Raw genomic sequence first — 16455 nt, 5'->3', positions numbered from 1 at the left:
CTGGCAGGGTGACAACAGAAACTTCGGCGGGCAGCACCGCTCGCGCAGTGCACAAACCGCGCGGGAATAATGGCGCGCCCTAGAGGATTCGAACCTCTGACCTTTGGCTTCGGAGGCCAACACTCTATCCAGCTGAGCTAAGGGCGCGAACGGGGTTAGTTTAGCAGCAGTGGTATGTGCTCCGTGCCGGGGGAATCCGGCGCATGGACCCAGCGCACGCCGCAGCGCGGGAGGGGGATGCCAGGGTTAGGCTGCCGGGGGCAACGTTGGCGCCCGGGCGGCTGGCAAACCGGACAACGTGTCGCGTGCGCCTTTATAATTCGCCGCGCCGCGAGGCAGCACTCTCCCGCCCTGTCCTTAATAAGGAGCTCTTGTGAACGCCCATTCCGCCCCGCACGGGGATAATCCCGCCAGTGCTTTTACTATCGTTATGTTGTCCTTGGTTGCCTTCATGTTTCTGATCATCGGCATTGCCGTGGTTGCGGTCAGCTCGCTGCGCCCGACCAAGATTGATCCTAGCGTGACCGCATTGGCTGACCAGCGCATCAAGCCGGTGGGACAGGTACATCAAGGCGGCGCTGGCGGTCCGGAAGGTGCGCTCGCGGTGACAGCTGCGGCGCCGGATGCCGGTCCGGTCGACGGTGCGGCGGTGTATCAGCAAGCGTGTTTTTCCTGCCACGCCTCGGGTGTCGCCGGCGCGCCTAAGCTTGGCAATGCCGAAGACTGGGCGCCGCGTCTCGCGCAGGGTATCGAAACCTTGCACCAGCACTCGCTGCAGGGCATTCGTGCCATGCCGCCCAAGGGCGGTTTCATGAACCTGAGCGACGGGCAGGTCGAAGCTGCCGTCGATTACATGGTGGACCAGGTCAAGCAATAGACTCCCGAGTCGACCGCGGAGCCTCCCGGGAGGTCCGATGCCAAACGCCAGGGAAGCGCCGATCTATTCCGCGCTTCCCGAGAGGCGCGTAAAGCCTTCGCCGGCAGGTCGTCATTCGGCCCGCTCGATGGGTGGAAGCCTGTTGCCCCTGGACGGGGCGAGGCTAACGGTTGGGTCTCGCGCCATTGGGCCGCGAGCCGGCATGGGATCCTGGGCGTCGCGCATTTGTCCCGGCCGCTTGGCCACGAACCTGATCCCGGTGCTCGCGCAGCCGCCTGCGCTCGTCGGGCGACCGGGATTGGAAGCGTTCGCGCAGTTCCTGACGCCGCTCCGGCGGCAGCATCTTGAAGCGCTGCCAGCGTTCGCGCAGCCGCTGCTGCCTGTCTGCCGGCAGGGACTCGAAACGCTCGCGCTGGCGCTGCAGTTGCGCGCGCTGATCGGGTGTCATGTTGCGGAAACGCGCCAGGCGCTCACGCGCCGTCGCGCGTTCGTCAGCAGACATCTGTCGCCAGCGCTCGGCACCCTGTGCCAGGCGCTGCTGGCGTGCCGCTGGCAGGCTGTCCCATTCGTCCCGTAACGGTTTCAGGAGCTGTTGTTGTTCCGGTTGTAGCTGGTCCCAGGACAGATTCGATTCGGCTATCGCCGAGTCAAAGGCGCCCAGGGCCAACAGCGTTATGCACACTGTCCGCAGCAGACGTCCCTGCCAGGCTGGCGGGCCAGCCTGGCGGTCGGAGCAGGGGATTCCAACGCGTTTCATTGATCGTCTCCCCGTGGCCATGGCGTGGGTGGCGTGAGTTCTTCATCGGCTACGGCGTGGCCCACGGGTTCATCCAGCAGGGGGGTGAAATCGCCCCACTGCGCGATGAATTCGAGCAGTTCAGGGTCCGGCGGTATTTCGTTCGCTTGGCCTGGCAGCGTCATGACGGCGAGCGCCGCGAGCCAGAGGGGTCGAGTTCGTCTGCCCACAGGTAGAACTCCAGGTCTTCGTAGATGGGGGCGTCGTCAGCCGTTGCGTAATCCAGTACGTCCATGTCCAGTGGCGTCTGGTCCGGACGCAACACCATCAGTGTGATCAACACCAGCCCCGCCACCGCGCCGGCCAGGGCCGGCCAGCGCCGATCGAGCACGGGTCGCCATGGAGTGGCTGGCGCCAGTTTCGCGGTCGCATCGCGACGGAACGAAGCAAGACGCGCTGCGGTTGGCGCGTCGATATCCTGTTCGCTGTCCCGCAGCAGGCGGCGCACGGTCTGCGTGAGTGCATCTTGTTCGGGATCGCGGTAGTTCATGGCCAGTGCTCCCCAAGCGCGCCGCGCAGCGCAGCCAGCGCCCGGAACAGATGCGTTTTGACGCTGCCCTCGCTGATGCCCATGGCGCGGGCCGTGCCAGCGACGTCGATGTCCTGCCAGATACGAAGCGAGAACGCTTCCCGCTGGCGATCGGGCAGAGTACGTATTGCGGCTTCCAGACATATGAGCGCCTGGCTGCCCTGGGCGCGCCGGTCCGGTCCGGGCGCGGGATCGCGCGCCAGGACGTCCAGCGGGTCGGCAGTGTCGTCGTCGGTGTGGGGCAGGTCCAGAAAGTAACGACCGTTGCGTTGGCGCCCGCGGCGACAATCCTGAATCCGGTTCTCCAGGATGCGATGAAACAGAGGTGGCCACTGTGCCGGATCCCGGCCACCATAACGACGGGCCAGGCTCAGCATGGCGTCTTGTACGATGTCCAGGGCGTCGGCGCGGTTGCCAACAGCGATTTCCGCCATGCGCAGCGCGCGCCGTTCCACGCTGGCCAGGAACTGGTCCATGGCCGATTGCCGATTTTGCACCCGGTCAATCGTGGGGTGGGTTCAGCGACTGCGTCGCCGGGCACCTGTGGCATGGGTACGAGGGCGGTTGTCCAGGCGGCTGTTAATGCGCTCGCCACGATGGTCGAGGCGCTGGTTGACGCGATCGCCACGGGCGTCAAGGCGCTGGTCAATGCGATCGCCGCGGGAATCCAGGCGAGTTTCGATACGCTCGCCGCGGTTGTCCAGCCGAGTGTCGATTCGGTCGCCGCGCGCGTCCAGACGTTGTCCGGCCTGTTCGTGTCCGGAATCGTAAGCGCGCTCTGCGGCGTCATCGAGGCGCTGATTGACGCGATCGCCGCGCTCATCAAGCCGGGTGTCGATACGCTCGCCGCGGTTGTCCAGGCGCGTGTTGATGCGATCACCACGGATATCGAGGCGCTGGTCCACCCGGTCGCCGCGTTGGTCGAGGCGCTGTTCGACGCGGTCGCCTCGGTCCTCGGCCGATGCCGCGCCGGCAACCAGGCTGCAACCGAGCAGGGTGCTCAGCCAGAAGTTTTTGTTCATCGGTCGGCTCCTTGAGTTCGAGAGGGTGATCAGGCCGGTGTCCGCTAGCCTGTCATGGATAACGGTTGGCGAATCAGCAGGGTTGACACGGCCGTCAATAAAAAACCACAACAGGGCGCGGGTAGACTCGCGACCGGCGGGTTCATTCAAACGTCCTGCGGCCGCCAGTACCCAATGCTTCGGAGTATTTGATGAATACGTCGCGCAAAGCATCCGCGGCATCGCCATTAGGGGTTTTCGAGCGGTATTTGAGTGTCTGGGTAGCGCTGGCCATGCTCGTTGGAACCGGGCTTGGCAACCTGGCGCCCGCGCCGTTTGCAGCGCTGGCGCGCTTGGAATATGCGCACGTGAATCTGCCGGTGGCGGTGCTGATCTGGGCGATGATTTTCCCGATGATGGTGAGCGTCGATCTTGCCGCCGTGCGCCGGGTCGGCGAGCGGCCGCGCGGGCTGGTTATCACCCTGGTGGTGAACTGGCTGATCAAGCCGTTCAGCATGGCCGGTATCGCGCTGCTGTTCTTCGGTCCGCTGTGGGGTGACTGGGTCGGCCCGCAGCTGGCGCAGGCCTATATCGCGGGCATGATTCTGCTGGGCGCGGCGCCGTGTACGGCCATGGTGTTCGTCTGGAGCAACCTGACGCGCGGGGATCCGAACTACACCCTGGCGCAGGTGGCGGTGAACGATCTGATCATGGTGTTTGCGTTTGCGCCCATCGTGGTCCTGCTGCTCGGCGTCACCCAGGTCAGTGTGCCGTGGAGCACGCTGCTGCTGTCGGTGTTGTTGTATGTGGTGATCCCGCTGGTGGCCGGCAACCTGACGCGCCGGCGGCTGCAGCGGCGCGGTGGCGTTCAGGCGGTCCGCGATTTCACGGCGCGCATCAAGCCGTTAACAGTGGCGGCGCTGGTTGTCACCGTCGGGCTGCTGTTTGCCTTTCAGGCGCGCACCCTGATGGAGCGCCCCCTGGATATCGCGCTGATCGCCATACCGCTGCTGCTGCAGACGGCGCTGATTTTCTCCATCGCATTCCTGTGGGCGCGCGCCTGGCGGGTGCCGCTGACGGTCGCAGCGCCCGCGGCGTTGATCGCCACATCCAATTTTTTCGAGCTGGCGGTGGCGGTGGCGATCAGCCTGTTCGGCCTGCACTCCGGAGCCGCGCTGGCGACCGTGGTTGGCGTGCTGGTGGAGGTGCCCGCTATGCTGGCGCTGGTGGCATTGGTCAATCGCAGCCGCGAGTGGTATCAGCGCGGCGCGGCGCGGGTGGCCTAACACGGCGCCGCCGGCATCTTGTGGCATGCTGGCCGGAATCTACCGCCACCGGATCGTGTCGTGAAACGGATGCCCGAAATTCGCCGCATCATGACGCCGTTTCCGCATGCCATCGCGGCCGATGCGCCCTTGTCGGAGGCGCGCGAATTCCTGAACCTGCACCGTTTGCACCACCTGCCAGTGATGGACGGCGAGCGCCTGGTGGGCGTGATCAGCGATCGTGACATCAAGCTTTTGCTCGGTCTGAATCCGGACTACGCGCAGCGCAGCGGTCTGCAAGTGCGTGAGGCCATGGCGACGGACATTTATGTGGTGGACCTCAGTACGCCATTGGACCAGGTGCTCGACACGATGGTGGAACGGCGCATCGGCTCGGCGCTGGTCACGCGCAAGGGCCGCCTGGCAGGCGTATTCACGGTGACCGATGCCTGTCGCGAACTGGCCCGCCTGCTGCGTGAGCAAAGTCCGCCGCCGCCCAAGCCCTCACCGCCGGGTGACGAGGCGGCCTGAGCCTGGGTCAGGCTTCGAAAACCGCCAGCGGCACTCCCCGTTCGGCATCGCTCAGGCCACCGTGTACGCCCACTGGCGAAAACGGCTGCTCACCCGGTAGCCGGTCGCGCAGGGTCCAGCCATCGGCCATTGCCACCACCCAGTCACCAACCCGCTGTGCGAGCGCGGGGTGAGGCGTGCCGGGGCCGAAGAAACCATTGGCGATGAACTGCTCGCCGCTGAAGACGGTGCCCCGATCACCCAGAAATTCCGCCAGATCCGTCCCCAGGGTGTGGCGATGGTTCGGCTGGGAATGCACAAAAGCGAGGCGTGACTCACCGGCCAGCGGTAGGCGCAGTTGCGCGTTCAACGCCGGATAGTCGTTCAGCAGCAGGCTGCGCTGTGGCGTCGTGTCGACAAAGCCGTGATCGGACGTTACCAGTAACACTGCGTTGGCGCCGACCAGGCGGCGCAGGAAGGCCGCCAGTTGGGCCTCGATCTGGCTCAGGTGCTCCCGCGTGCGGCGGTGCCCCACACCGCACTCGTGAGCGAGGTGGTCGAACTCCGGCCAGTAGGCATGCACATAGCGTGGCGGACCATCGGCGCGTATCAGGCGTTCCAACTGCCCGAACATCCCGCCCAGTGACCGGTAGCCATGTACCTGAGCCGGGCCGGCATGATGTTTCGTGTACGCCGAACCGGCGATACGCCGGGGCGTGACGATATGGCAGTTTCGGGTCAGGCGGGCCGCCAGCGGCGGGCTGCGATACAAAGTGGCCAGATCGGGTGCCGGCAGGCCCGGGCCATTGCGTACGCGCGCCAGCAGCGGCAGTACCACCTGGTCGCGGGCTTCGAATGGCGTGAACCAACCCAGCAGGCCATGGCTGGCCGGAGTCAGGCCAGTGAAAAAGCTGGTCACGGCAGTCGCCGTGGTGGCCGGGCATACGCTGTCCAGGCTGCACAGTAGGTGGCTGGCCAGCAGGCTACCAGGCAGCGTTCGCAGCAGGTAATCGCGGCCCAGGCCGTCGATGATCAGCACCACCACGCTGCGCTTTGCCGACAGCATCGCCGGGGGCAGCGCGGGAAGCGGCGTTAACCCTGATCCGGGCCCGCCGCAGGCCAGTTCCACCGAGGCCATCAACGCCAGCGTGCCGCGCCCGTAATCGGGTGCCGTCAAGGCCGTATTCCCAGCTTGCGCTGGCTGGGCGGCGGTCAAGGAATGTTCTGGTGTGTTCACGCGAAGGTGTTATATAAAGCCCGATAGGGCACGCCGAGCCCTGCCGCCGATCATTCCGGAGCACCAATTATGAACGCACCCAGCCGCGACCTGCCGGTCCGGGCGTGGACTGACCACACGCGCATTCCCTATGCTCTCTATACCGACGAGGCGATTTACCGTCAGGAGCTGGAGCGTATCTTCTATGGACCGTTCTGGCAGCCGGTGGCACTCGAAGCGGAACTGCCGGACGTCAACGACTACAAGACCGTTGTGGTCGGCGAGACGCCCCTGATCGTTACCCGTACCGGAGCCGATGAATTCGTCGTCATGGTCAATGCCTGCGCCCATCGGGGGGTGCAGATCACCACTGAATTCAAAGGCGCGGCGACTGACTTCACCTGCCCGTACCACGGCTGGGCCTATGACAACTGCGGCAACCTGCGAAAAGCCCCGGGCGAGGAGCGCTTCCCCGAAAACTTCGACAGGGGCAACTACGGCCTGCGCCGGTTGCGCGCGGTGCTGTGGAACCAGGTGCTGTGGGCCACCTTTGACGACGCCACGCCACCGATCGACGAGTTTTTCGGCGAAGTGGCCGACTCGATTCGCGCCGCGCTGGGCGGCGGCGAGCGCAGGCTGAAGCTGCTCGGCTACCAGAAGATCATCTTCAACTGCAACTGGAAGGTGTACATGGACAACGACGGCTATCACGCCGGCCTGCTCCACACCGCTTTTCGCATGCTGAATTATCAGGGGGGCACCGCACCGCTGGTGGCCGACGGCTTCGCCGGGCACTGGGGAGCGCATTACGGCGCCCAGCGCATGGTCGACAACGGCTACCTGGCCGACCCGACCCTGGTGTTCACCGAGGGCGACGAGCGCACCGCTGCGGTCAATCTGTTGCGGCCGGTGACGCAGGTGGTCAAGCACCTGAATTCCATGAACTTCCGCTTCGGTCGCCCACTGGGTCCGGGCAAGACCGAAGTGCACTACACCTACCTTGGGTTTGCCGACGATCCGCCGGAGTTGCTGCAGCACCGCGTTCGCCAGAGCGCCAACCTGCTGGGGCCCAGCGGCTTCGTGAGCATTGAGGACGGCTCGATGTTCGAGCGGGTGCAAAAAGCCATGGGCGCGCCAGGGGGCGAAATCAACTTCCTGAAAGGCCTGCAGGAAAGCCCGGACGGCCATCGAAGCCTACAGAACGACGAGGCCGGCAACACGCCCTGGTGGCGCTACTACAAGCAGGTGATGGGCCTGTGAGTGCGCCTGCCATTACGGATCCCGGGCTGCTGGCGCGGGTGGATGCCCTGCAGCAGGCTTATGCGCGCGCGCTCGACCGACGTGATATGGCGGGCTGGCTGGCCTGCTTTGCCAGCACAGGCCGCTACGAGCTGACGTCGGCCGAGAACGTGCGTATGGGCCTGCCGGTCGGCATGATGCTGGACGACTGCCACGAACGCCTGCGCGATCGGGTCAAGTACGTGAACGAGGTATGGAATCACGCCGTCGAGCACTACCAGCCGCGTCATCTGATGTCGCGTGACCTGTGTGCCTGGGGTGAGGACGGCAGCCTGGCGGCCAGCACCAACTTCTCGGTGTTCTATACCAACGCCGAGGGCAAGTCGGCCCTGCTGGCAGTGGGGCATTACGAGGATGTCATTGTGGATGAGGGCGGCGCGCTGCGCTTTGCCTCCAAACGGGCGGTAATGGATACCGCGGTGCCGCCGCGCTACATCATCTATCCGTTGTAATCCGCTGGGCGGTGTGGATTTCAGAAGCGCATCGGCAATGACTTCTTGAGAATGATCTGCTGGCGGCTGGTCTGGACGTAGCCACCCTTGCGCAGTTCCCGCAGCACCCGTGCCACCATTTCGCGTGACGCCCCGCACCGCGACGCCATTTCGCGCTGTGGCGGCGGGTTCAGAATCAGTAGCTGGCCGTCACGCTCGATGGCCAGTTCACCGAACAGCCGCGCCAGGCGGTGGTATACGTCACCCAGGGCAAACCCACGCACGGTCTCGGTCAGCTCGCGGATGCGCAGGCCGAGGGTCTCCAGCAGGCGCTCCATGGAAGCCGGGTAACGCACCAGGATGCTGCGCAGAGCCGGGCCGGGTATAACCAGCAACCGTGCCGGAGTACTGGTGACGACCGATGCGGATCGCAGGCCGTCACCAAGGATGGCGAGCTCGCCAAACCAGTTGCCGGCCTTGAGCACGTTGACCGTGGCTTCCCGGCCGTCGGCACCGGTAACGAACACTCGCGCCTCGCCGGCCAGCAGAAAGAACACCGTGGTGGTGGCCTCGTTTTCCTCGATCAGGCGGCAATTGGCACCTATCGAGCGCAATCGACCGAATTGGCGCAAGCGTTGCAGGTCTGCGTCCGACAGCGGCTGCAGAATGGAGAACTGCATGAGTTCCTTGGACATGGGCTGCGTGGCCTTTTGCGTGTCGAGAACGTAGTGACGACGCAAATTATCCGGCCCGCCGTCGGTCGGGCGCAAACCGGTGGCGTGGATCAGCGCAAGCCGCTGCGCAGTGGCTTGATGCTGGCAGCCGTGGTGTGGTTGGCGGGCCTGGTCGCCTGGCAACTGCCTGGTGCGGACCGGTTCGAGCGGGAAGTGACCTTGCCGTGGCTGTTTGCCCAGCGTGGACCGCTGCCGGCACCAGCCGAGGCGACGATCTTCGCCATCGACAGTGCGTCCGCGCGGCGGCTGGGTTTGCCATCACGGCTTGCAGACTGGCCGCGGCGCATCCATGCCGATCTGATCGGGCGCGCGGCCCAGGGTCGGGCTGCGGTGATCGCGGTCGACGTGTATTTTGCTCGGGCGCGCTCGGGTGACGGCGATGCGGCGCTCGCCGGTGCCATCTCCGACGCCGGTAACGTGGTGCTGTTTGGCAACCTGGAACGGCAGGTGCAAGACGTGCCCGGCACCCAGGCGCAAGGGCAGTTGCGGGTGGATCGGCTGCGTCGACCGTACAAGCCCTTGGCCGATGCCGCGGCGGCCGTGGCGACCTTCGCATTGCCCAAGTCGCCGACGCGGGTCGACACCGTCTGGACCTACCACCCGGCCATGCCAACCTTGGCCACGTTACCGGCTGCCGCGGTACAGGTTCAGGCCGGCTCGCCCTCGTGCCCAGCCAAGCCGCAGATGACACGCGCTCAGAGGGCGGCCTGCGATCTGACGGTCGGCGCCAACGAGCGCATGCTCAATTTCTATGGACCGCCGCGCACCCTGAATATCATCCCGGCAGCGGATGTGCTGCTCGGCCAAGTGCCGGATGTGGCCGGTCGCGCCGTGTTCATCGGCCATGTCGAGCCGTATTTCCCCAACCAGCTGGATAGTTTTCTTACCGCCGTAAGTCGTCCCGATGGCCTTGACCTGTCGGGGGTCGAGATTGCTACCACCGCCTATCTGAATCTGCTGCGAGGCGAATCTTTGAAGCCGGCCTCACCGGGAATCATTGCAGGTGGACTGCTCGTGGGTGCGCTTGTGCTGGCGGCGTCGAGTCTGCCGCTGCGGCCGGTTGGCGCGAGTGTCCTGGCGGTAACCCTGGCGGGCGCCGCTTACCTGGCTGTTCTGACGGCATTCGGGCGATTCCATGTCTGGTTGCCGCTCGCTCCGTGGTGGGCCGAGGTCACGGTTGCGCTGCTGGGAACGCTCGTTCTGCGCGCGCGCGACAGTGGCCGCGAACGTCAACAGGTGGCCGCGGCGTTTCGCCACTACTTGCCCGCCCACGTGGTGGAGCGCGTGGCCCGTGAAACCGGTAGTGCGCCCTCGCAAAGCCGGCCAGTACCGCTGCGCGCGGTGTGTCTGATCAGCGATGCCGCCGGATATACAACCGTGTCCGAGCACCTGCCGGCGGCTGCCCTGAGGGAGCTGATCAATCAGTACTACGCTGCCCTGCTGGCGCCCATCCGCGTCCAGGGTGGGATCGTCACGGACATCGTTGGCGATTCGGCGCTGGCGCTGTGGCCGGTCCGGCACGGCGGAATCGCGCAGCAGTTGCGCGCCTGCCGTGCCGCGCTCGGTATCCAGCAGGCGCTGGCCGGGTTTGGCGGAGGCCTGCCGACTCGCGTCGGGTTGCATGTCGGTGAGCTGGTGCTGGGGCCGGTCGGCGCTCTGGATCATTACGAGTACCGGGCGGTGGGCGACGTCGTCAATACGGCCAGCCGTATTGAGGTTCTGAACAAGCGTCTTGGCACCCAGGTACTGGCCAGTCATGAGGTGATCGGCAGTCTGACGGGGGTCGATTGCAGGCGAGTCGGGCGGTTCCGTCTGGCGGGGAAAACGGACGCCGTGGTCTTGTATGAGTTGCTAGCCGTGCCAGTAGCCGCGCGACCGCTGTTCGAGTGGGCTTTGGACGCGTTCGCGGCAGGCGACGTCGGCGCGGCCCGGGACGCGTTTGCCGAGGTGCTGGCCACCGATCCTGGCGACACGGTGGCGGCTTTCTACCTGGCGAGTCTGCAAGGGCAGAATGATAAGGTGCCGTCGGATGGGGTGATCGTCGTCCCGAAATAGCGCAACCGTGTCGCAGCGGTGGCCAGAGGCTTGAAGAAGCCGCAGACCTCCTGCCAATCTTGGGAGGTACAACAAAAATATCCAGGAGTTGCTCGTTGTGGACAGGGAGTGGTTGAGTGGGTTGGTGCGGCTGTGTTTGGCCCTGATTATTCTGGTGCCCATGCCGGCGCAGGCATGCGACCATTGGTTGGTGCGACTGGCGAGCATCCGGGGCGTAGTCGAGGTGCAGTTGCCTGGCGCTGCCGGCTGGCGTGTTGCCCGATCGGGGGAGGCCTTCTGCGGTGATGTCTCGGTACGGGTGGGCGAGGGCGGCAGCGCCGTGCTGGAACTCGCAAACGATACTGTGTTGCGCCTGTCCGGGCTCAGCGCCGCGTCCATTCGCCAGGACCCCAGCGCACCGACACTGACGGCGCATATCGAACGCGGTCGGGGCCATTTCCTGAGTCGTACTCGCCAGCGCTTCGATGTCTCAACGCCGTATCTGAACGCCGCCATCGACGGCACCGAATTTCTGCTTTCGGCCGCGCCGCAGGGGGACGAGCTGATCGTGTTTGACGGTCGGGTCATGGTCGATGGCCAATCGGTCGCGCCGGGCCAACGCCTGCGCGTGGGCTCTGCGGGAACGCGCGAACTAGAGGTGGCCGTGCGCAGCCGTGAGGGTCTGGACTGGGCGCTCTATTACCCGCCGTTGGCAACCGGCGCGCTGGGCGAGGCCCGGCAGCGGCTGGCGGCAGGTGATATCCCCGCGGCAGCGCAACTGGCTGCGGCGGCAGTGCGCAGCGATGACCCGGCGCAGCGTGCCGAGGCCGTGGCCCTGCAGGCGGTGATCGCGATCGCTCAGGGTGATATGACTCTGGCCGATGCCTTGAGCAGGGACGCCGTGGCCCTGGCGCCGGCCTTGCCGAACGCATGGCTGGCGCGTTCCTATGCGCGGCAGGCAGTTTTCGATCTGCCCGGAGCCCGGGCCGCTGCCGCCCGAGCGGTCGATCTGGCACCGGCCGATGGCTTGCCGACGCTGCGCCTGGCCGAGCTTGAACTGGCCAGCGGCAACCATCGCGCGGCCCGCCGCCTGGCACAGGCTGCCGTTGACGGATCGGCGGCGGCGCTGGCCCTGCGCACGCTTGGTTTTGCGCATTTACTGGCCGATGATGCACAGGCGGCGCAAGCTGCGTTCGAGCATGCTGCCCTGGCCGACCCGCTTGATCCGCTGGCGCGGCTGGGTCTTGGCCTGGCGCTGATCCGGCACAATCGGCTGGCCACCGGCAGACGCCAGATGGAAATCGGCGTCAGTCTCGACCCTGGCCAGTCGCTGCTGCGCAGCTACCTTGCCAAGGCCTACTTGTCGGAACGCCGCAGGCAACCGGCGCAGGCAGAATTGGGCCGCGCCAAGGCACTCGATCCGGCCGACCCGACGCCCTGGTTTTACGAGGCGCTGGCGTTGCTGGCCGACAACCGACCGGTCGAAGCGCTGGCGGCCATCGAAGAATCCATCAAGCGCAACGACAACCGCGCTGTCTACCGCTCGAAACTGCAACTGGATGAGGATCTTGCGGCGCGCCAGGCCGGTGCCGGACGTGCTTACGAGGCGCTCGGCTTCACCCAGCTGGCGCAGCGTCGGGGCGCGGAATCGCTGGCGGCTGATCCCGCCGATTTTTCCGCACACCGCCTCCTGGCGGACAGTTATCTGGGTATGCCACAGCACGAAACCGGTCGCCTGTCCGAGCTGCTCCAGGCGCAGCTGTGGCAGCCGCAAACGGTCCTGCCCCTGCAGCCACGGGCGCGCGCGGAGGATCTGGCCATCCGCCAGGGTGCCGTGTCCCTGCAAAGCGGGCTCAATGAGTACACGCCGTTGTTCGTGCGCGACGGGGTTACGGCGCTAGCCAGTGCGGTTGGTGGAGGCGATGGCCTGTTCAGCGATGACTTGATGGCCACCGTGCTGGCTGGGCCACTGTCAGTTTCAGCGGCGCAGTTCCATTACGAAACCGATGGCTTTCGGCACAACGCCGATCAGGCGATTGATCTGTACAACCTGTTTGCACATTGGCGTGTGACGCCGGATACCAGCGTGCAGGCTGAGGTGCGGCGCAGCGAACGCGAGCGCGGCGACATTGCCCTGTATCCGTTCCCGGATGTCGCCTCGCCGACACTGCGCCGCTTCGATGACGTGGATACCTATCGGCTGGGTCTGCGGCATACCTGGTTGCCGGGCAACGACACGCTGCTATCAGTGCAGCGCCAGAACGCCCGTCGTGGGCAGGATTACGAGCTCGAACTGCCGCCGGAGTTCGAGTTGCCGCCGCTGGTGTTGCAGAGTCGCGAGCAGGCCCGGCCGTGGCTGGCCGAAGCACAGCAAGTGTTGACCACACGCCTCGGCACCTTGCAGGTTGGTGGTGGGTTCTACCGCGAAAATCTGAGCTTCGGCTTCGGTAACGGCTTCTTCTCATTCGCTGACGAATCCCGCACAGAGCAAAGAAATGGCTACATGTATGGGCATCTGGACGGTCCGGCCAGAACGCGCTGGACCGTCGGCGTGGCGATCGACGAGGTTGAAACCACCGAGATCAAGGAAACTCACTGGAGTCCGAAGCTTGGCCTGACATGGATGCTCGACGACAGCACCACTTTGCGTGCCGTGGCACTGCGGGCCGTCAAGCGTGAGCTGGTCGGCAAGGGCACGATCGAGCCGGTGCAGGTGGCCGGCTTCGTGCAGTACTTCGACGATAATTTTGGCACTCGCAGCGAGCGCTACGGCCTGGGTCTGGACCGGCGGCTGCGGACAGGCCTCGACGTCGGTGTCGAAGCCACCTGGCGCAAGTTGAAAAAACCCTATTTCGAGCTGGTTCCGCCTGATCTTGAGTCAGCGGTTGCCGCCTTCGCCGATGCTCGTGAGCAGCTGCACCGCGCCTATGTTTACTGGACGCCGGCGCCGCGTTGGGCACTGCGGGCGGAGTATCGCTACCAGGGGGCGGTTCATGCCGAGGAGGCGCCGGCTATCGTCGAATCCGGAGCTTGGGAGATATTCAGGCTGCGGACCCAGAGCCTGCCCCTGGGCATACGTTACAGCCACCCCGCGGGCTGGCTGGCCGATCTGTCCAGCACGGCCTACTGGCAGAGCGGTGATTTCCTGCTCAGCACCTCGGGACAGCCGCGCCACGCCCGGGATGACTTCTGGGTTAGCAATGCCAGGCTGGCCTGGGGACTGCCGCGCAGGACTGGCTTGCTCAGCGTCGGTGTGCTGAACCTGTTCGACCAGGCGGTGCGCTTTCAGGACGCGGATCCGGAGCATCCGCTAATCCACCCACGGCGCCTGTTGTATGGAAGTCTGAGTCTTTATTTCGACTGACTTTCCGGAGGGTCCGATGGTCAACAAGTACCGCGCCGTTGCTTTGGTTGTTGTGTTGGTGAGCAGTCTTGTCCTGACTGCTTGCGGCAGGAAGGGCCCGCCGCCCGACTCGCCGGGGCAGGTCAATCCCTTCGCCGGTTTGCCGTTCGTGCTGGTGCCGGGACCCACCGGTGAACTCGAACCGCGGGATGCAACCGGCAAGCCCCTACAGCCGAGCGATACGCCGCCCTCGGAAGGCATCACGGCCATCCGCGGCGTAAGTCAGGTTCTGGTGCTGAAGGTCGAGGGCTCATGCTGGCACTGGATTTACGTCGGCGGCCAGTGGTACAAGGTGCCGTGCTAGCCAAGCCGCAAGCGAACACGCCGCGCTGACCGTGTTTCAGCGCAGCCCGAGCACGTCCTGCATGTCGTAGAGCCCCGCCGGGCGACCCTTGAGCCAGCCTGCGGCGCGCAGGGCGCCACGGGCAAACGTGAGACGGCTGCTCGCCTTGTGGGTGATTTCGATCCGCTCGCCGTCACCGGCGAACAGCACCGTGTGATCGCCGATAATGTCGCCCCCGCGCACGGTGGCGAAGCCGATGGCGTCCCGCGCGCGGGCGCCGGTCTGGCCTTCGCGCCCGTACACGGCGGATTGGCGCAAGTCCCGTCCGAGCGCCTCAGCCACCACCTCGCCCATCCGCAAAGCGGTGCCGGACGGCGCGTCCACCTTGTGGCGGTGGTGTGCCTCAATGATCTCGATGTCGAAGTCATCGCCCAGCACGCGCGCGGCGGTCGCCAGTAGCGCAAAGCACAGGTTAACGCCGATGCTCATATTGGGCGCGAACATCACCGGAATACGCGTCGCCAGCTCGGCGAGCTGTGCCTTCTGGCTGGCGTCCAGGCCAGTAGTACCGACCACCATGGCGCGGCCCTGGTCCGCGCAGGCCGCTGCGTGGATCAGGGTGGCGGCCGGGCTGGTGAAATCCACCAGTACGTCGAAGCTTGTTGTGGCCAGCGCAGCATCCGAACTGAGCTGCAGGCCACTGGCGGCAAGCCCGGCCAGCAGCCCGACGTCGCTGCCGAGTGCGCTGTTGCCGGCATGTTCAAAGGCGACGCTGAGGTCCAGGTCCGGGTGTTCGGCGCAGGCGGCAATCAAGGTCTGGCCCATGCGGCCCACCGCGCCAGCGATGGCGATTCGCGTCTTCGGCGTGGCGTTGCCGTTCATTGGCGTCTTACTCGAAAAAGCTTTTCACGCGTCCCAACCAGGATTGTCCGCGCGGCTGGTGATTCTCGCCCATAGTTTCGCCCAGTTTTCGCAACAGTTCGATCTGGTCGCTATCGAGGTTGACCGGGGTTTCCACCGCCACGCGAATCATGAGGTCGCCCACCCCGCCACCGCGGACTGACGGCATGCCCTTGCCGCGCAGTCGGAACACCCGCCCGGTCTGGGTGCCCGCGGGGACGGTCAGGCCGAGCCGGCCTTCCAGGCTCGGCACTTCCAGTTCGCCACCGAGTGCCGCGGTGACCACGCTGATCGGGACTTCGGTGTGCAGGTTGCCGCCGTCGCGCTCGAACAGCGCATGCGGGCGCAAGTGGATATCGACGTAAAGATCACCAGGTGGTCCGCCACGGCGCCCGGCCTCGCCCTCGCCGGCCAGGCGGATGCGGTCGTTGCTATCGACACCCGGAGGGATTTTCACTTGCAGGGACTTGGGCGTTTCCACCCGTCCGGCGCCATGGCAGTCAAGGCAGGGGTCGCGGATCACTTGCCCGGCACCGCGGCAGGTAGGGCAGGTTTGCTGCAGCGAGAAAAAGCCTTGCTGGGTACGTATCTGTCCGTGTCCGCCACAGGTACTGCAGGCGACGGGTGCGGTGCCCGGTTTGGTGCCTTTGCCGTCGCAGGTGCCGCAGTTTGTCAGCACCGGGATATTCAGTGTCGAGGTGGTGCCGTGAAAGGCTTCCTCCAGGCTGATGTCCAGTTCGTAGCGAAGGTCGGAGCCACGACTGGCACCCCCACGACTGCTGCGCCCAGCGCCGAATATGTCGGCGAAAACATCCCCGAAGATATCGCCAAAGCCGCCGCCTCCGGCGCTTTGCGGGTCGATGCCGGCGTGGCCGAAACGGTCGTAGGACTGCCGTTTCTGGGGATCGGACAAGACGGCGTAAGCCGCTTGTATCTGTTTGAAGCGCTCTTCGGTTTCCTCATTTCCCTGGTTGCGGTCAGGGTGGTATTTCATGGCCAGGCGTCGGTAGGCCTTTTTTATTTCCGCCTCGTCGGCCGTCTGGGATACGCCGAGCACTTCATAAAGATCCACTTGCGCCATGGGTCGTCGCCGCCGAATACATCAAAACGTCGGGCGAAGCGTGGCTGCGCCCGACGTGGGGGTGTCAACCTCGCGCGCTGCTCAAACAGCGCGCGG

17 protein-coding genes and 1 tRNA gene are annotated in these 16455 nt (G+C 65.5%); 9 read left to right on the top strand and 9 right to left on the bottom strand.

The features are described from left to right. Positions 1-70: 70 nt before the first annotated feature. Positions 71-147 (bottom strand) — tRNA-Arg (locus tag ABZF37_RS02245). Positions 148-373: 226 nt separating this feature from the next. On the opposite strand from ABZF37_RS02245, the gene ABZF37_RS02240 reads away from it, so the two are divergent. Beyond that, positions 374-877: a cytochrome c5 family protein gene (locus ABZF37_RS02240; RefSeq protein WP_372716308.1), complete on the top strand. Its 504-nt coding sequence runs from the start codon at positions 374-376 to the stop codon at positions 875-877. Positions 878-1040: 163 nt separating this feature from the next. On the opposite strand, the gene ABZF37_RS02235 is transcribed toward ABZF37_RS02240, so the two are convergent. Genes ABZF37_RS02235 through ABZF37_RS02220 form a run of 4 tightly spaced genes read right to left on the bottom strand, consistent with a single transcriptional unit; the run spans position 1041 to position 2678 of the window. After that, on the bottom strand, positions 1041-1634 hold the full coding sequence (locus tag ABZF37_RS02235) for a DUF3106 domain-containing protein (protein ID WP_372716306.1): 594 nt from the start codon (positions 1632-1634) through the stop codon (positions 1041-1043). Then, complete coding sequence (locus tag ABZF37_RS02230) at positions 1631-1798, bottom strand: hypothetical protein (RefSeq protein ID WP_372716304.1); 168 nt, start codon at positions 1796-1798, stop codon at positions 1631-1633. The genes ABZF37_RS02235 and ABZF37_RS02230 overlap by 4 nt, the downstream gene beginning before the upstream one ends. After that, the gene (locus ABZF37_RS02225; RefSeq protein WP_372716302.1) at positions 1795-2163 is read right to left on the bottom strand and encodes a hypothetical protein; all 369 of its coding nucleotides are present in this window, start codon (positions 2161-2163) and stop codon (positions 1795-1797) included. Before ABZF37_RS02225 ends, ABZF37_RS02230 begins: the two co-directional genes overlap by 4 nt. Next, entirely contained in the window at positions 2160-2678 is a 519-nt protein-coding gene (locus ABZF37_RS02220; protein ID WP_372716300.1) for an RNA polymerase sigma factor, read from the bottom strand. The genes ABZF37_RS02225 and ABZF37_RS02220 overlap by 4 nt, the downstream gene beginning before the upstream one ends. Positions 2679-2798: 120 nt before the next feature. Between ABZF37_RS02220 and ABZF37_RS02215 the strand changes: the two genes are divergently transcribed. The 3 genes from ABZF37_RS02215 (at position 2799) to ABZF37_RS02205 (ending at position 4999) form a co-directional block, all read left to right on the top strand. Further along, entirely contained in the window at positions 2799-3239 is a 441-nt protein-coding gene (locus tag ABZF37_RS02215) for a hypothetical protein (protein ID WP_372716298.1), read from the top strand. Positions 3240-3415: 176 nt separating this feature from the next. After that, the gene (arsB, locus tag ABZF37_RS02210; protein ID WP_372716296.1) at positions 3416-4489 is read left to right on the top strand and encodes an ACR3 family arsenite efflux transporter; all 1074 of its coding nucleotides are present in this window, start codon (positions 3416-3418) and stop codon (positions 4487-4489) included. Positions 4490-4558: 69 nt separating this feature from the next. Then, the gene (locus ABZF37_RS02205) at positions 4559-4999 is read left to right on the top strand and encodes a CBS domain-containing protein (protein ID WP_372716359.1); all 441 of its coding nucleotides are present in this window, start codon (positions 4559-4561) and stop codon (positions 4997-4999) included. A 7-nt stretch (positions 5000-5006) separates the two neighbouring features. On the opposite strand, the gene ABZF37_RS02200 is transcribed toward ABZF37_RS02205, so the two are convergent. Next, positions 5007-6155, bottom strand: coding sequence for an alkaline phosphatase family protein (locus ABZF37_RS02200; protein WP_372716294.1), 1149 nt, complete (start codon positions 6153-6155; stop codon positions 5007-5009). A gap of 129 nt (positions 6156-6284) precedes the next feature. Between ABZF37_RS02200 and ABZF37_RS02195 the strand changes: the two genes are divergently transcribed. Together ABZF37_RS02195 and ABZF37_RS02190 are read left to right on the top strand one after the other, a co-directional pair. Next, positions 6285-7454 (top strand): aromatic ring-hydroxylating dioxygenase subunit alpha, encoded by a 1170-nt coding sequence (locus ABZF37_RS02195; protein WP_372716292.1) that lies wholly within the window; start codon positions 6285-6287, stop codon positions 7452-7454. Next, positions 7451-7945 (top strand): aromatic-ring-hydroxylating dioxygenase subunit beta, encoded by a 495-nt coding sequence (locus tag ABZF37_RS02190; protein WP_372716290.1) that lies wholly within the window; start codon positions 7451-7453, stop codon positions 7943-7945. Before ABZF37_RS02195 ends, ABZF37_RS02190 begins: the two co-directional genes overlap by 4 nt. Before the next feature lie 20 nt (positions 7946-7965). Here the strand turns inward: ABZF37_RS02190 and ABZF37_RS02185 are convergent, their stop codons facing one another. Further along, the gene (locus ABZF37_RS02185; protein WP_372716288.1) at positions 7966-8619 is read right to left on the bottom strand and encodes a Crp/Fnr family transcriptional regulator; all 654 of its coding nucleotides are present in this window, start codon (positions 8617-8619) and stop codon (positions 7966-7968) included. Positions 8620-8652: 33 nt separating this feature from the next. On the opposite strand from ABZF37_RS02185, the gene ABZF37_RS02180 reads away from it, so the two are divergent. From ABZF37_RS02180 to ABZF37_RS02170, 3 genes are all read left to right on the top strand, one after another. Then, the gene (locus ABZF37_RS02180; protein ID WP_372716286.1) at positions 8653-10713 is read left to right on the top strand and encodes a CHASE2 domain-containing protein; all 2061 of its coding nucleotides are present in this window, start codon (positions 8653-8655) and stop codon (positions 10711-10713) included. 97 nt (positions 10714-10810) lie between these two features. Next, positions 10811-14056: a TonB-dependent receptor domain-containing protein gene (locus tag ABZF37_RS02175; protein WP_372716284.1), complete on the top strand. Its 3246-nt coding sequence runs from the start codon at positions 10811-10813 to the stop codon at positions 14054-14056. Positions 14057-14072: 16 nt separating this feature from the next. Further along, the gene (locus tag ABZF37_RS02170; protein ID WP_372716282.1) at positions 14073-14399 is read left to right on the top strand and encodes a lipoprotein; all 327 of its coding nucleotides are present in this window, start codon (positions 14073-14075) and stop codon (positions 14397-14399) included. Between the two features lie 36 nt (positions 14400-14435). Here the strand turns inward: ABZF37_RS02170 and dapB are convergent, their stop codons facing one another. Together dapB and dnaJ are read right to left on the bottom strand one after the other, a co-directional pair. Continuing rightward, positions 14436-15260, bottom strand: a complete 825-nt coding sequence (gene dapB, locus ABZF37_RS02165; RefSeq protein WP_372716280.1) for a 4-hydroxy-tetrahydrodipicolinate reductase — start codon at positions 15258-15260, stop codon at positions 14436-14438. A 7-nt stretch (positions 15261-15267) separates the two neighbouring features. Further along, positions 15268-16359 carry a molecular chaperone DnaJ gene (gene dnaJ / locus ABZF37_RS02160; RefSeq protein WP_372716279.1) on the bottom strand — a complete coding sequence of 364 codons (1092 nt, stop codon included), beginning with the start codon at positions 16357-16359 and terminating at the stop codon, positions 15268-15270. Positions 16360-16455: the final 96 nt, after the last annotated feature.

Origin of the sequence: Immundisolibacter sp., from assembly GCF_041601295.1 — a bacterium.
Lineage (GTDB): Bacteria > Pseudomonadota > Gammaproteobacteria > Immundisolibacterales > Immundisolibacteraceae > Immundisolibacter.
The sequence above is the reverse complement of the archived record's forward strand: the minus strand, read 5'-3'. Positions and strand labels throughout refer to the sequence as shown.